At 60.9% G+C, this 15,390-nt stretch carries 13 protein-coding genes; 7 read left to right on the top strand and 6 right to left on the bottom strand.

Going from position 1 to position 15,390, the window contains the following annotated elements:
* Positions 1–11: 11 nt before the first annotated feature.
* From C6Y56_RS27660 to C6Y56_RS27650, 3 genes are all read left to right on the top strand, one after another.
* Positions 12–2,009, top strand: coding sequence for an acyltransferase family protein (locus tag C6Y56_RS27660; RefSeq protein WP_169432401.1), 1,998 nt, complete (start codon positions 12–14; stop codon positions 2,007–2,009).
* Between the two features lie 69 nt (positions 2,010–2,078).
* Complete coding sequence (gene ubiD, locus C6Y56_RS27655; protein ID WP_169432400.1) at positions 2,079–3,545, top strand: 4-hydroxy-3-polyprenylbenzoate decarboxylase; 1,467 nt, start codon at positions 2,079–2,081, stop codon at positions 3,543–3,545.
* Positions 3,545–4,513 carry a CDP-6-deoxy-delta-3,4-glucoseen reductase gene (locus C6Y56_RS27650; protein WP_169432399.1) on the top strand — a complete coding sequence of 323 codons (969 nt, stop codon included), beginning with the start codon at positions 3,545–3,547 and terminating at the stop codon, positions 4,511–4,513. The genes ubiD and C6Y56_RS27650 overlap by 1 nt, the downstream gene beginning before the upstream one ends.
* A 6-nt stretch (positions 4,514–4,519) precedes the next feature.
* On the opposite strand, the gene C6Y56_RS27645 is transcribed toward C6Y56_RS27650, so the two are convergent.
* Positions 4,520–4,996 (bottom strand): sn-glycerol-3-phosphate transporter, encoded by a 477-nt coding sequence (locus C6Y56_RS27645; protein WP_169432398.1) that lies wholly within the window; start codon positions 4,994–4,996, stop codon positions 4,520–4,522.
* A gap of 354 nt (positions 4,997–5,350) precedes the next feature.
* Between C6Y56_RS27645 and C6Y56_RS27640 the strand changes: the two genes are divergently transcribed.
* Positions 5,351–6,019: a gamma-glutamylcyclotransferase gene (locus tag C6Y56_RS27640; protein WP_085708964.1), complete on the top strand. Its 669-nt coding sequence runs from the start codon at positions 5,351–5,353 to the stop codon at positions 6,017–6,019.
* On the opposite strand, the gene glpT is transcribed toward C6Y56_RS27640, so the two are convergent.
* A complete protein-coding gene (gene glpT, locus C6Y56_RS27635) occupies positions 5,995–7,344 on the bottom strand; it encodes a glycerol-3-phosphate transporter (RefSeq protein ID WP_169432397.1) in 1,350 nt (449 codons plus the stop codon). The two genes, C6Y56_RS27640 and glpT, sit on opposite strands and share 25 nt — an antisense overlap.
* Before the next feature lie 225 nt (positions 7,345–7,569).
* On the opposite strand from glpT, the gene C6Y56_RS27630 reads away from it, so the two are divergent.
* Together C6Y56_RS27630 and C6Y56_RS27625 are read left to right on the top strand one after the other, a co-directional pair.
* Positions 7,570–8,202: a flagellar basal body-associated protein FliL gene (locus C6Y56_RS27630; RefSeq protein WP_169432396.1), complete on the top strand. Its 633-nt coding sequence runs from the start codon at positions 7,570–7,572 to the stop codon at positions 8,200–8,202.
* Between the two features lie 104 nt (positions 8,203–8,306).
* The gene (locus tag C6Y56_RS27625) at positions 8,307–8,984 is read left to right on the top strand and encodes an energy transducer TonB (protein WP_349306013.1); all 678 of its coding nucleotides are present in this window, start codon (positions 8,307–8,309) and stop codon (positions 8,982–8,984) included.
* A gap of 51 nt (positions 8,985–9,035) precedes the next feature.
* On the opposite strand, the gene C6Y56_RS27620 is transcribed toward C6Y56_RS27625, so the two are convergent.
* Complete coding sequence (locus tag C6Y56_RS27620; protein WP_169432395.1) at positions 9,036–10,013, bottom strand: NADPH:quinone oxidoreductase family protein; 978 nt, start codon at positions 10,011–10,013, stop codon at positions 9,036–9,038.
* A 150-nt stretch (positions 10,014–10,163) separates the two neighbouring features.
* Between C6Y56_RS27620 and C6Y56_RS27615 the strand changes: the two genes are divergently transcribed.
* The gene (locus tag C6Y56_RS27615; protein WP_007951814.1) at positions 10,164–10,571 is read left to right on the top strand and encodes a flagellar basal body-associated protein FliL; all 408 of its coding nucleotides are present in this window, start codon (positions 10,164–10,166) and stop codon (positions 10,569–10,571) included.
* Positions 10,572–10,587: 16 nt separating this feature from the next.
* Here C6Y56_RS27615 and C6Y56_RS27610 read toward each other — a convergent pair whose 3' ends face one another.
* The 3 genes from C6Y56_RS27610 to C6Y56_RS27600 are packed head-to-tail and all read right to left on the bottom strand — an operon-like array spanning position 10,588 to position 15,388.
* Positions 10,588–11,706, bottom strand: coding sequence for an ABC transporter permease (locus tag C6Y56_RS27610; RefSeq protein WP_169432394.1), 1,119 nt, complete (start codon positions 11,704–11,706; stop codon positions 10,588–10,590).
* Positions 11,706–14,426, bottom strand: a complete 2,721-nt coding sequence (gene rbbA / locus C6Y56_RS27605) for a ribosome-associated ATPase/putative transporter RbbA (protein ID WP_169432393.1) — start codon at positions 14,424–14,426, stop codon at positions 11,706–11,708. The genes C6Y56_RS27610 and rbbA overlap by 1 nt, the downstream gene beginning before the upstream one ends.
* Complete coding sequence (locus tag C6Y56_RS27600) at positions 14,423–15,388, bottom strand: HlyD family secretion protein (protein ID WP_169432392.1); 966 nt, start codon at positions 15,386–15,388, stop codon at positions 14,423–14,425. The genes rbbA and C6Y56_RS27600 overlap by 4 nt, the downstream gene beginning before the upstream one ends.
* Positions 15,389–15,390: the final 2 nt, after the last annotated feature.

The following is a 15,390-nucleotide window of genomic DNA, read 5'->3' as shown; positions in this document are numbered from 1 at the left end:
ATTAAAGATTTATGAGCACACTCGCTTATCGAAGGGATATCGACGGCTTGCGGGCAGTCGCGGTGATTGCCGTGGTGCTGTTCCACTTTGGCGTCCCGGGGTTCACCGGCGGCTTTGTCGGCGTGGACGTGTTTTTCGTGATTTCCGGCTACCTGATCACCTCGATCATCTGGAACCAGCGCCAGGCAGGGCGTTTCAGCTTCGTCGAGTTCTGGGCCCGGCGTGCCCGGCGGATCCTGCCGGCACTGTTTGCAATGATCATCGCCGTGATGGCGGTGGGCTGGTTCCTGCTGGCACCCAAGGACTACGAGGAGCTGGGGCGGTCGGTGCGCTACCAGGTGACCTTTGTCTCGAACATCCTGTTCATGCGTCAGGACGGCTATTTCGACGTCGCGTCCGATCTCAAGCCACTGCTGCACACCTGGTCGCTGGCGGTGGAGGAACAGTTCTACATTGTGTTCCCGTTGCTGCTGACGCTGCTGTCGAGCCGGCTGAAACACTGGCGACTGGCGCTGTTCGGTATATTGCTGCTGTCCTTCGGGCTGAGTGTGTGGGCAATCAATCACCACCCGGAGAAAGCTTTCTTCCTGCTGCCGATGCGAGCCTGGGAGTTGCTGGCCGGTGCCATGCTGGCGGTGGCGCCGAAACAGGCGTGGCGTTTGAAACCGTTGGCAGCGCAGCTGTTGAGCCTGTCGGGCATGGGACTGATCCTGTTCGCGGTGTTCGTCTATGACAAGTCGACGCCGTTCCCGGGTGCGACCGCGTTGTTGCCGGTGCTGGGCGTGGTGCTGCTGATTCTGGCCAACGGTCATCGCGAAACGGCAGTGGGGCGCTTTTTGAGCAGTCGGGTGATGGTCGGTCTCGGTCTGATCTCTTATTCCTGGTATCTCTGGCATTGGCCGGTATTCGTGTTTTCCAGCTACGCCAGCGTTGAAGAACCCGGCGCGCTGGATATCGCAGGATTGATCCTGTTGACCCTGGTACTGGGCTATCTGTCGTGGAAGTTCGTCGAGACGCCGTTTCGCGAACGACGCTTGCTCGCCGGACGCCGGCAGATTCTGCTGGCAGGCTTGTGCGGCATCCTGGTGATCGGCCTGGCCGGGCAGGCGTTGCGCTGGACCGACGGTTTGCCGTGGCGCCTGTCCGAACAGGCACTGCAATACGCCAAGGGGCGCGAATGGCGCCCGGAGCTGATGGCATGCCTGGCGGACGACAAGACGCCGGACGACAAACTGTTCTGTCATTACGGTGTGGAGAACCTGCCGACTCAGGCCATGGTCTGGGGGGACAGTCATGCCACGGCGCTGATTCCGATATTCGACGACGGCGCGAAAGCCCACGGGGTGAGCGTGATTCTCGCCAGTTCTCCCGGTTGTATCCCGGTTGAAGGATTGGAGCATGACGGGGTTTGTGCGCGCTTCAACCGACGGGTCGAGCAAGGCTTGAGCGCGCAGCGGGTCAGTGATGTGGTGCTGGTCGCACGCTGGAGTCTATATCTGTACGGCGATGCCAAAGGTGATCTCGGTCATGTGCTCAGAACAAGCGACGGCCAATATGACCGCAGCGCCGCCGAACAGCGTCTGGCCGTCGGTCTGCGGGCGCGGGTCGCGCAACTGCGCGCTGGCGGCCACCGGGTCTGGCTGGTGAAGGAGGCGCCGTTGCAGGCCTTCAGCCCACCGTATCGGCTCACACGGCTGGCGATGCTGGATCACTCGGTAGAGGGCGTTGGCCAGAGTGTCGACGAGCATCACAAGCGCCAGGCCTTCATCAGCCAGTTGTTCGCCCAACTGGCGAAGGATCCGGCGGTACGGGTGATCGACCCGGCGTCTCGGTTGTGCGACGAAAGCGGTCTGTGCCGCGCCGAGCTCGATGGCTACTCCCTGTACACCGATGACAATCACCTTTCGGAGGTCGGCGCACGCCTGGTGGCACCGATCCTTGAACCGTTGTTTGTCGGTCTTCAGTCCGGGAAAAAACTCGCAAAAGGCCAGGTGAATGCAGCCAAGTAAGCAGTGACGGGCTGCCAGCGACCGGCATAGCAGGTAGGATGTACGCCTATTTTGAGGGTGCCATCATCAATGAAATTCAAGGATCTTCGGGATTTCGTGCAGCAGCTTGAGCAGCGCGGAGAGTTGAAACGCATCCGGATTCCCGTCTCGCCGGTGCTGGAAATGACCGAGGTGTGCGACCGCACACTGCGGGCCAAGGGCCCGGCGCTGCTGTTCGAGAAGCCGACCGGCTATGACATTCCGGTGCTCGGCAACCTGTTCGGCACCCCCGAGCGGGTTGCCATGGGCATGGGTGCCGAGTCGGTCAGCGAGCTGCGCGAAATCGGCAAGCTGCTGGCGTTCCTCAAGGAGCCGGAGCCGCCGAAGGGCTTGAAGGACGCGTGGTCGAAGCTGCCGATCTTTCGCAAGATCATTGCGATGGCGCCGAAAGTCGTCAAAGACGCACCCTGCCAGGAAGTCGTCATCGAAGGCGATGACGTTGATCTGGCAATGCTGCCGGTGCAGACCTGCTGGCCGGGCGACGTGGCCCCACTGATCACCTGGGGCCTGACGGTCACCAAAGGCCCGAACAAGGACCGGCAGAACCTCGGCATCTACCGTCAGCAAGTGATCGGCCGCAACAAAGTCATCATGCGCTGGCTCAGCCACCGTGGCGGTGCGCTGGACTTCCGTGAGTGGTGCGAGAAGCACCCGGGCCAGCCGTTCCCGGTGTCCGTGGCCCTCGGCGCGGATCCGGCGACCATTCTCGGCGCCGTCACCCCGGTGCCGGACAGCCTCTCCGAATACGCCTTCGCCGGTCTGTTGCGCGACAGTCGCACCGAGCTGGTGAAGTGCCGTGGCAACGACCTTCAAGTGCCGGCCACTGCCGAAATCATCCTTGAAGGCGTGATCCACCCGGGCGAGATGGCCGACGAAGGCCCGTACGGCGACCACACCGGTTACTACAACGAAGTCGACAGCTTCCCGGTGTTCACCGTCGAGCGCATCACCCACCGAATCAAACCGATCTACCACAGTACCTACACCGGCCGTCCGCCGGATGAGCCGGCGATTCTCGGCGTGGCGCTGAACGAAGTGTTCGTGCCGATCCTGCAGAAGCAATTTCCGGAGATCACCGACTTTTACCTGCCGCCGGAGGGCTGCTCGTACCGCATGGCCGTGGTGACGATGAAGAAGTCGTATCCGGGCCACGCCAAGCGCGTGATGCTGGGAGTCTGGTCGTTTTTGCGACAGTTCATGTACACCAAGTTCGTTATCGTCACCGACGACGACATCAACGCGCGGGACTGGAACGACGTGATCTGGGCCATCACCACGCGCATGGACCCCAAGCGCGACACGGTGATGATCGACAACACGCCGATCGACTACCTCGACTTCGCCTCGCCGGTGTCGGGACTCGGCTCGAAGATAGGCCTGGATGCCACCCACAAGTGGCCGGGCGAAACCACTCGCGAGTGGGGCCGTGTCATCGTCAAGGATGATGCCGTCACCCAACGGATCGATGCCATCTGGAATCAGTTAGGAATAGATTGATGCGTGTAACCCTGCAGCCCTCCGGAGCCGTGCTCGAGATACGGCCCGGAGAGCGGATTCTCGATGGTGCGCGGCGCCTGGGCTATGAATGCCCGCAAAGCTGTCGCAACGGCAATTGTCACGTGTGCGCAGCGCTGCTGGTGGAAGGCCGGGTCGAACAGGCCGGCAAGGTGCATGACCACGGCGAGTTCTACACTTGCATAGCGAAGCCGCTGGAAGACTGCATCCTGCTGTGGGATGGCGTGCTTGCGCTGGGAGAACTGCCGGTGCGCAGCCTGTCGTGTCAGGTCATCGAATGCCGGGACGTCGGTGGCGATACCTGGCGCGTGCGCCTGCGTGCGCCGGCCGGCAAGCCGCCGCGTTATCACGCCGGTCAGTACCTGATGATCGAGCGCGAGAACGGCGAGAAGTCAGCCTTTTCCATGGCTTCTGCGCCCCACGGTGGGCGAGATCTGGAAATCCATGTCCTGGCGCGTGAAGCCAGTGCCCTGAGCCTGATCGAGCAACTGCAGCGCAACACCATGGTGCGGGTCGAGCTGCCGTTCGGCGACACCCATCTCGCGGAATTGCCGGACGGACCGCTGGTATTGATTGCCGCCGGCACCGGCATGGGCCAGATCCACAGCCTGATCGAACATTGCCGGGCCAACGGTTTCAAGCATCCGGTGCATTTGTACTGGGGCGTGCGTCGTCCGGAAGATTTCTACGAAATCGAACATTGGGACGAATGGCTGAAGCTGCCCAACCTGTTCCTGCACAAGGTCGTCAGCGATCAATGCGGTTGGGAAGGGCGCTGCGGGATGTTGCATGAGGCGGTGTGTGAGGATTTCCCGGACCTGAAATCGCTGCATGTCTACGCCAGCGGTTCGCCGGCGATGGTCTATGGCACGCTGGATGCGCTGGTGGAGGCGGGTATGGATGCCCACCAGATGCGCGCCGATGTGTTTGCATACGCGCCTCGCTCTTGAGCCTTCCTAGAACCGCACGCCCGTCGTCACCATGGCCGCATTGGCGCCGAGAAACACCAGCTCGGCGCCCAGTGGGCCATAGTGGGTGCCAACCGACGGAATGATCACCGGTGCCACGCCGAAGTGATTGAGCGGGATCTTGTCCTTGTAGTCACCTCGATAGCCCTGCAGCAACCCGCCCGTGAGTTTCACGTACACCGGATAGTTGGCGCTCTCGAAGCGTTTGCCGGCATAGGCATAGTTTGAACGCTGGCTGAATGAATTACGGAAAGTTGCCCCGCCAAATACCCAGCCAGACGCCTGATTGCGTTCGATACCGATCAAGTCCTGATGATTGTTGTGTTCGGGGTCGGGTGAGTAATGTTTGGTATAGACACTGGTCTGTGCATACCAGAACCCCTTGTCCTCTTGCGAATCATCGGCGGCCAGTGCCTGGCCGGTCTGAATCAATAACAGTGCGGCCAAAAGCCTTGGTGTGTTCATCGTGCAGCCTCGGTTGAACGGTTGGCTTGCGCCAGAGGAAAGCCGTTGTACGTAGGCGTTCAGCGACGGTAAATATGGAAAGTCCGAAATTTTAGTAGGAAAAATCCCGGGGTTTCATGAACGAAACCTGAACGAAGAGAGGGCTTAACGATATTTCATTCGGGTATTTAAGATATCTGCGCAATGGTATTAGGCTATATCAAACAAGATAGCCCTCGCGGATAACCCCGTATCAGCGCTATCAAAGGTGTCATACATCCTTTAGCACTTTTCGTTTTACAGTTACTGCTATATGTTCTATCAAGCGAATTGCGCTTACATCTTGTAATACTTGCGGGGCCGAATACTTCCGTCATGACAGCCATTGAATCTGCTTTTCTGAATCTGGCTTACCCTCCGCGGCTCGACCTGGGGCCGCAGCTGACTCACGAACAACTTCTCGCTTCCATGCAATCGACCATGGCACGCCACAAGGGCGGGCCGGTCTGGTTGTTCGCATATGGATCGTTGATCTGGCGGCCGGAATGTTCGGCGGTGGAGCGGGTGCGCGGGCGGGTGCATGGCTACCATCGCGGCTTGTACCTGTGGTCCCACGAACATCGCGGTACGCCGGAAATGCCGGGGCTGGTATTCGGTCTGGATCGCGGTGGCTCGTGCAGCGGCTTTGCCTATCGGTTGCCGGAAGACAACCTCGACAGTGCGCTGTATGCGCTGTGGAAACGCGAGATGCCGTTCCCGTCCTATCGCCCGCACTGGCTCAACTGCCGGCTCGAAGATGGCAGCCAGGTGCAGGCCCTGGGATTTGTGTTGGAGCGACACCTGCCCAGCTATGCCGGCAATCTGCCGGATCATGTGCTGAGCCAGGTGTTCGAAAGCGCTTGCGGGCGTTACGGCACCACTCGCGATTATGTCGAGCAGACCGCCCACGCCCTGCGCAGCCACGCCATGCCAGACCGTAATCTGGAGGCGCGGCTCAAGCGCTGCAAGTCAAAAGCCGATCAGGCGACTGCTTCGCGGCTCTGACTGGCGACCTGTTTGTGCCACAGGGTCGGTGCCAGGAAGGCCATCGACAGCAGGCAAGCGCCCACCAGCAGCACGAAACCGCCATCCCAGCCGAAGTGGTCCACGGTGTAGCCCATCGCGGCACTGGCCGCGACCGAACCACCCAGATAACCGAACAGGCCGGTGAAGCCTGCCGCAGTACCGGCGGCTTTCTTCGGCGCCAGCTCCAGCGCCTGCAGGCCGATCAGCATCACCGGGCCGTAGATCAGGAAGCCGATGGAGAACAGCGCGATCATGTCGATGGTCGGGTTGCCGGCGGGGTTCAGCCAGTAAACCAGAGTCGCGACGGTCACCAGCGCCATGAACACCATGCCGGTCAGGCCACGGTTGCCACGGAAGATCTTGTCTGACATCCAGCCGCACAATAGCGTGCCCGGAATGCCCGCCCACTCATAAAAGAAGTACGCCCACGAAGTCTTGTCGACGTCGAAGTGCTTGGCTTCCTTGAGATAGGTCGGCGCCCAGTCCAGCACGCCGTAGCGCAGCAGGTAGACGAAGACGTTGGCCAGGGCGATGTACCAGAGCATTTTGTTGCGCAGCACGTATTTGACGAAGATTTCCTTGGCGCTGAATTCGTCTTCGTGGCTGGCGTCGTAGCCTTCCGGGTAATCGTTCTTGTACTTCTCGATCGGTGGCAGACCGACCGATTGCGGGGTGTCACGCATGGTGATGAAGGCAAATGCCGCCACCGCCAGAGCCACCGCCGCCGGCACGTAGAACGCTGCGTGCCAGTCGTTGAACAGGCCCATGCCGATCAGGAACAGCGGGCCGATCAGGCCGCCACCGACGTTGTGCGCCACGTTCCATACGGATACCACGCCGCCGCGTTCCTTCTGCGACCACCAGTGCACCATGGTCCGTCCGCTCGGCGGCCAGCCCATGCCCTGGGCCCAGCCGTTGATGAACAACAGGATGAACATCATGGTCACGCTGGACGTCGCCCAGGGCGCGAAACCGAAAATGAACATTACCCCCGCCGAGACCAGCAGGCCGAAGGGCAGGAAGTAGCGCGGGTTGGAACGGTCGGAGACCAGGCCCATGAGGAACTTGGACAGACCATAGGCGATCGCGATGGCCGACATCGCCAGACCCAGTTCGCCACGGGTGTAACCCTCGTCGATCAGGTACGGCATGGCCAGGGAGAAGTTCTTGCGCAGCAGGTAGTAACCCGCGTAGCCAAAGAAGATACCGGCGAAGATCTGCCAGCGCAGACGTCGGTAGGTACTGTCGATTTTTTCTTCAGGCAATGGAGCCTGATGTGCGGCAGGACGAAAGAAAGCAAACATTCAAGAGCTCCAGATTTCTTGTTTTGACTGCGGATGCGAATGTTACAGTTTCGTTACCGAAAATAGCACCGGTTCGCATCGGCAAAACAGCGGAAAATGTTGGAAGTCGCACGTTCTTTTACGAACCTGTCGCTCAGCTGTAAGAACGGGGCGTTTTCACCACTTGTGAACATCGCGCAGCTTAGACTCGCGATCCGTCGACCGACTGTTCTGCAGAGATGAATGATGGCTTTGAGGGTTCGCATGTTGATGCGCCGATTATTGGCGGCGGCAGTAATCGCCGTGGCGGCGCTGACCTTGATTTACACCGATCACCCTGCGCAGTCCGGTTTGCGCAATGCCACGGTGCTGATCATCCGTCATGCGGAAAAGCCGACCGAGGGCTCGGTACTCAATGCCCGGGGTGAAGAACGGGCCCGCGCTTATGTCGATTATTTCAATCCGTTGAAACTGGATGGCCAGACGCTGACCCCGGAACGGCTGATTGCCGCCGGCGACAGCCCCGAGAGCTCCCGCTCACGTTTGACCCTGACCCCGCTGGCCGAGCGTCTGAACCTGTCTATCGAACAGCCTTACATCAATGGCGACGTACATGAACTGGTCAAGCTGTTGCGCAAGAGCAATCAGGCGCCGGTGATCCTGATCGCCTGGCACCATGGGCACATCAACAAGCTGATCAGTGCGTTCGGTGGCGACAGCACGGCCCTGATGGGCCAGAAAAAATGGCCGGACGAGGTTTACGACTGGATGCTCGTGCTGCGCTTCGATGACAAGGGCCGGATTATCAAGGCCGATAGCCGAAAGGTTCTGGAGCACCTGTTGCCGGGCGATGCTGAGGACGACAGTCCGAGGGAGTAGTCCGTCAGAAAAATTACCCAGGCACATTTGCGCAGCGTTTTTACTCAATTTCCCTTCGCAGCTTAGGCAATGTCCTGCATCCAACGCAGAAGCTGCGCCATTCAGTGGAAAATCATTACTCCGTAACCTTTGTGTTGTTGCCGACAGGGCATATCAGTGCAAAAGGAACGGAAATCATGCGATGGGCCATAGCAGTTTTTTTGTTGGTGACTCTCCCGGCTCAGGCTGGAGAAGTGTTTCTGATTCCGGAACACAATCCCAAGCCGATTTACCCACGTGCGTTATCCAGAGCGGGAATTACCGGTGACGTAAAGGTCGGATTCACCGCCAAGGCGGATGGCTCCGTGAGCGAAATCACCATTCTGCGCAGTGATCATCCGGAGCTGGCGCAAGCGGTCAGAGAGGCAATAGCTCAGTGGAGGTTCAAACCGTGGAAGGTTGACGACAAGAAGCCAGCCGCTCAGGAAATAGTTGCTCCTATGATATTTCGCCTCGAGGCGCCGGAAGGTGCTCACCAATGGGTTCAACAATTGAAATGCCGAGAGTTGAACGCACACCTCAATCATATGCCCGAGTATGCGTGGATCGATTCCGCGCCGTTTCACTATCTCCGTAGCCACCTGTCGAGTGGTGTCTTCCAGTCACAACTGTCGGAGGACAAAAGGCTGGCGTTGATTGCCCGGCTGAACCGAAGCGTGGAGGGCGTCGTCTGGCGTTGTCGGCAGTGGCCAGTGAGCAGATTCACGAGGTTTTTGCCGGAGGAAGTCCGCCAGTTGCTGTAGTGCCGGGCGGAAAGAATGGCGATCCGGACAGCGTCCGGATCGCCGATTGAATCAACGAACCTGCACCACAACCTTGCCCACAGCTTTGCGCTGCCCCAGATCATTGATCGCCTGTGCCGCCTCGCTCAGCGGATAGACTTGCGACACCAGCGGTTTCAGCTTGCCCTCGGCAAACCAGGCGAACAATTGCTGGAAGTTCGCGGCGTTGTCCTGTGGCTGGCGTTGGGCGAAGGAGCCCCAGAACACGCCGAGCACCGCCGCACCCTTGAGCAATGCAAGGTTGACCGGCAGTTCGGGGATGCGTCCGCTGGCGAAACCGACCACCAGCAGGCGGCCGTTCCAGGCGATGGCGCGGATGGCCTGGTCGAACAGGTCGCCGCCGACCGGGTCGTAGATCACGTCGGCGCCCTGACCGTCGGTCAGGCGCTTGATTTCGTCCTTGAGGCTGGTTTCGCTGTAGTTGATCAGTTCGTCGGCACCGGCCGCCTTGGCCACGGCGAGTTTCTCGGCGCTGCTGGCGGCGGCAATGACCCGGGCGCCAATGGCTTTGCCGATCTCGACGGCTGCGAGCCCGACGCCGCCGGAGGCACCGAGCACCAACAGGGTTTCGCCCGGTTGCAGGTTGCCGCGCTGTTTGAGGGCGTGCATCGAGGTGCCGTAGGTCATGCTGAACGCGGCGGCGGTGTTGAAGTCCATCGACGGCGGAATTGGCAGCACGTTATAGCCCGGCACCGCCACCTGCTCGGCGAAGCTGCCCCAGCCGGTCAGGGCCATGACCCGGTCACCGACTTTCAAGTGGCTGACCTTTTCACCCACCGCGCTGACCACGCCGGAGGCTTCGCCACCCGGCGAGAACGGGAAGGGTGGCTTGAACTGGTACTTGCCCTCGATGATCAGCGTGTCCGGGAAGTTGACCCCGGCGGCGTGCACGTCCAGCAGGATTTCATTCTTCTTCGCGACAGGACTGGCGACGTCTTCCAGCACCAGCGATTCGGCAGGACCGAAGGCTTTGCACAGCACGGCTTTCATCAGGGCTATTCCTTTGGGAGTGATGGCCGATAAGTGTAGGTGTGGCAGTCAACGGGTCAACGAGCATGCCCGGCCCTGATAGTCCGCCATAAGCTTGTGCTTGCGCGGCGGGTCGTTATGCTAGGCCGCAAACCGGATAAGGAGCGAATTGTGAAAGCGTGGATCATGTTGTTGCTGGCCCTGTCTCTGCCTGTGGCAGCGCTGGCCGAAGAAGCCAAAGAGGGCGAGGCGCCGAAGGTCAACTACATCACCCTGAGCCCGCCGTTCGTGGGCAACTACGGGCTGGACGGCACGCCGAAACTCAAGGTCTACAAGGCCGACGTGGCGTTGCGGGTGACGGGTGAGGAAGCGACCAAACTGGTCAAGGCCAACGAGCCGCTGATCCGCAATCAACTGGTGGCGCTGTTCACTCAGCAGACCACCGATGCGATGGGCAGCATCGAAGGCAAGGAAAAACTGCGTCAGGAAGCCTTGAAGCAGACCCAGCAAGTGATGAATGACGAGACCGGCAAACCGGTGGTCGAGGATCTGTTGTTCAACAACCTGATCATTCAATAAGCATCGCGGCTGCGGTTCAGGACGCCAGGCTCTTGCGAAAGCGCGCCAGGGCGATGAAGAAGAACAGCAATCCGATGACGGTCAGGGCCAGCAAGTCTGGCCAGACCACACTCAGCCCGGCGTCGCGGAACAGAATCGCGGCACCGAGGCTGACGAAATGAGTGGACGGCGATCCCTGCATGACCCATTGCAGCCATTGCGGCATGCTGTCCAGCGGCGTGCTGCCGCCCGACAGCAGCAACATCGGAATAATCACCGGGATGGCCAGCAGGCCGAACTGCGGTGTCGAACGCGCCAGCGTTGCCAGGAAGATACCCAGCGCGGTGCTGGCGAACAGATAAACAGCCGTGACCAGCAAAAACAGGCTCAACGAGCCGGACAACGGCACGCCCAGCGCGCCTTTGACGATCACTTCCAGCGACAGCCAGGTGCACAGCACCACCACCAGCAGATTGCTCCAGATTTTCGCCAGCATGATTTCCAGCGCGGTCAGCGGCAGCACCAGCAAATGGTCGAGGGTGCCGTGTTCGCGTTCCCGCAGCAGTGCGGTGCCGGTCAGGATGATCGCCAGAATGGTGATGTTGTTGACGATCTGGATCACGGCCAGAAACCAGCCACCCTCCAGGTTGGTATTGAACAGGGCACGGGTCGTCAGCTGCACCGGGGCATAGGCCTGCGCATGCCCCTGGCCGGTATAAGCCAACAGCTCGCGCTGGAATATCCGGCCGATGTAGCCGGCGCCCATGAACGCCTGGCTCATGGCGGTGGCATCGACATTGACTTGCACGGCCGGTTGACGGCCCGCGAGCAGGTCGGTCTGGAAGCGGGCCGGAATATTGATGACGAACGTGTACTGGCCACTATCCATGGCTTCATCCAGTTGTTCGTAGCGCAGCGGGACGGGGGGCTGGAACTCCGGAGGTTGCAGCGCCTGGGCCAATTGGCGGGAGAGAGCGCTGTGATCCTCGTCGACTATCGCCACGCTGGCGTTATGCACACCGATTACCGATCCCGCGGCCGGCATGTAGATGGCTACGGTGAAGGCGTAGAACAGGAACAGCAGCAACACGCTGTCGTGGCGCAGACTCGTCAGTTCCTTGAGCCCCAATCGCAGGATATGCGCGAACTTGTGCATCAGGCCTCCTGCTTTTTCAACATGACCAGGCTCAGTCCGGTGAACCCTATGAAGAAGGCGGACAGCGCCAGGCATTGCGGCCAGAGCTGTCGCAGATCCAGTGCTTTGGTGAACGTACCTACCGCGATATCGAGGAAGTGGCCGGCCGGGAACAGCATGCCCATCACGGCGGCGGCGCCCTCCAGCGACGAGCGCGGCACGATCAGCCCGGAAAACTGAATGGTCGGCAGGCTGGTAATGATCATGGTGCCGAGAATCGCCGCGATCTGCGTTCGGGTGAACGCCGAGATCAGCAGCCCCATGCTGGTGGTGGCCAGCACATAGAGCAGCCCGCCGAAAGCGAGGGTCAGCCCGCTGCCCTTGAACGGTACGCCGAACAGCCAGCGATTCATGGCCACCAGGACGGCCAGGTTGACCAGGCTGACCAGCAGATAAGGCGTCTGCTTGCCCAGCAGAAATTCGAGCCGTGTCAGGGGCGTGGCGTAGAAGTTGGTGATCGAACCCAGCTCTTTCTCACGCACGATGCCGAGGGCCGTCAGCATCGCCGGAATGAACGCCAGGATCAGCGCCATCACACCTGGGCCGATCGCGTTGACGCTGACTACGTCCTGGTTATAACGAAAACGGGTTTCCAGGCTGGCGGCGGCCTGACGGTTGAGCGCGGGGCTGCTCTGTTCGGCCAGTTGCTCGAGATTGGCCTGATGGACGGCTTCGACGTAGTTGCGACTGGTTTCCGCGCGAAACGGCATGCCGCCATCCAGCCAGGCCGCCACCGTCGGTCGACGCCCGGCGTACAGGTCGCGGCCGAATCCGGGCGGGATCTCCAGCGCCAGTTTGATTTCCGAACGTTGCAGACGTCGGTGCAGGACCTGCGCGTCTTGAATGGCCGGCTGTTCGGCGAAGTAGCGCGAGCCGCGAAAGGCCTCCAGGTAGGCACGGCTTTGGGGGGTCTGATCCTGGTCGTACACGGCAAAGGCAAGATTTTCCACGTCGAGGGAAATCCCGTAGCCAAAAATCACCATCATAAAAATGGCGCCCAGCAGGGCGAACGCCAGGCGCACTTTGTCGCGCAGCAATTCCTTGCCTTCCCGGCTGGCCACCGCCGCCAGACGCCCGAAGCTGAAACCGTGTTCCGTGACGGACATGGCCGGGGCCATCGCGGCCGGCGGCGGTTCGGCTGCCGGCGGCGCTTCGGTGATGCCCTGGGCCTGTTCGAGACAGGTCACGAACGCAGCCTCCAGGGATTGGCCATTGAATTGCTGCTGCAGGGCGGCCGGCGTATCACAGGCCAGTACCCGGCCCGCATGCATCAGGGAGATGCGGTCGCATCGCTGCGCTTCGTTCATGAAATGGGTTGAGAGGAAAATGGTCACGCCCTGATCACGGGACAGCTCGATCAACAGTCGCCAGAAGTCGTCCCGTGCTGCCGGATCGACGCCGGACGTCGGCTCATCCAGTATCAGTACTTCCGGGCGATGCAAAACGGCGACGGCCAATGACAGGCGTTGACGCAACCCGAGTGGCAAGGCGCCTGATGGCTGATCGGCGACGCCGTGCAGATCGAAGCGCTGAATCAAGGCGTCGATGCGCGGGGCGCTCTCTGCCTTGGGCAGGTCGAACAGACGTGCGTGCAGATCAAGGTTCTGCCGGACGCTGAGTTCGCCATACAGCGAAAAGCTCTGGGACATGAAGCCGACCCGCTTGCGCGTGGCCAGATCCCTTGCATCCACCGGGTTGCCCAGCAGCGTCGCGCTGCCCTCACTGGCTGGTATCAGCCCGGTCAAGACTTTCATGGTGGTGGTCTTGCCGCAGCCATTGGAGCCGAGAAAGCCAAAAATTTCACCGCGCCCGATGGCGAAACTGACGTGATCCACTGCGGTAAAGTCGCCAAAGCGCAACGTCAGCTCGTGGGCTTCGATGGCGATATCGGAATTGCTGGTGCGAGGCGGGATTTGCAGAGGTTGCGGGTCGCGATGGCTGTCCCCCTGAAAGTGGGTGAAGGCATCATCGAGTTTGCCGCTTTGAGTGATCGCTGCCAGCTCACGGCTCAAGCCCGAGGCAATCATCCGGCCACCGTCGAGCATTAGACAGTGCTCGAATTGTTCGGCTTCCTCCATATAGGCCGTGGCAACCAGCAGGGTCAGTTGCGGTCGCTGGCGTCGCACGTCGTCGATCAGCTCCCAGAAGCGCCGCCGAGAGAGTGGGTCGACACCCGTGGTGGGCTCGTCGAGGATCAGCAGATCCGGCTCATGGATCAACGCGCAACACAGCCCCAGCTTCTGTTTCATGCCGCCGGACAGTTTGCCGGCCGGGCGATCAGCGAACCTCAACAGGTCCGTGGCGAGCAGCAGGTTGTGCAGCCGCTGTTCGCTTTCGTCGGCAGACAAGCCGAACAGCGTGGAAAAAAACTGCACGTTTTCGCGGATCGACAGTTCCGGGTACAGGTTGCCACCCAGCCCCTGTGGCATGAAGGCGATGCGCGCGTACAACGTGTTGCGATGGGCGCGATCCTGAATCGGGCCGCCAAGGACTTCCAGTTGTCCCTGCTGAAGGGCTTTTACTCCGGCGATCAGCCCCAGCAGGCTGGACTTGCCGGCACCGTCGGGGCCGATCAAACCGCAGCGGGTACCCGCCGGCAGATCGAACGTGATCGCGTCCAGAGCCTGCCGCTGGCCATAGCGGTGCGCAATGGCGCTCGCCCTGAGCGCGATGCCGTTCATTGCAAATTGGCCGGCCAGCCGATCGGCGCGGTGCGCACATAGCCGACGCCAGGCATGCCGGGCTTGGCCTGCGGTACGTTGCCGGGCTCTGTCAGGCGCAGTTTGACGCGAAAGACCAGTTTCTGTCGTTCGTCGCGGGTCTCGACCTCTTTGGGGGTAAATTGCGATTTGGCTGCCACGAAACTGACTTTCGCCGGTAACGACCGGTCGGGCAGGGCGTCCAGCAGGATCCGTGCGTCATCGCCCACTGCCAGGCGTCCGGCGACGGAGGCCGAAAGGTAAAGGTTCATGTACTGGTCAGTGGGATCGATCAACAGCAAGACCCGACCGCCGGCACCCAACACTTCACCGGGTTCGGCCATGCGTAGCTGAATCACGCCGTCGATCGGTGCGCGCAAACTGCTGTCATCGATTTCACTGGCCAATTGCGCCACCTGGGCCTGTGCCGCACCGATGGCGGCGCTGACGGCGGCGACCTGCGCCCGGGCCGCCGCTACGGCGGCGTTGCCCGTGCCGATGCGCGATTGCAGTTGATCGATGACCTGTGCGCTGACGAAACCATGCTTGAACAACGACTGTGACCGGCCGAGCTCCTGCTGGGCCAGCAGCTGCTCGCTCTGGCGCAACTGCACGTTGGCCTGGGCTGCAGCCAGATTCTCTCGGGCACGTATGACTTCGGCTTCGGCCTGATTGCGCTGGGCTTCGAGGGTTCGGGTATCCATTCGGGCAAGCAGCTGCCCTTTGCTGACCTTGTCGCCTTCATCGACCAGCACCTCGGCGAGACGCCCGGGTGTCTTGCTGGCGATCTGCACTTCCGTGGCTTCCAGGCGCCCGTTGCCGGAGGACAGGCCCTCGGGCAGACGGCTGCTCATCGATGTCCAGTAACCGAAACCACCGGCGGCCACCAGCAACACGATGAGAGATCCGGCAAATAAAAGGGAGGAGCGGCTGTGCGCTGACATGG

The sequence above is a fragment of the Pseudomonas fluorescens genome (assembly GCF_012974785.1).
GTDB lineage: Bacteria > Pseudomonadota > Gammaproteobacteria > Pseudomonadales > Pseudomonadaceae > Aquipseudomonas > Aquipseudomonas fluorescens_BT.
This window is presented reverse-complemented; position numbering and strand designations above follow the sequence as displayed.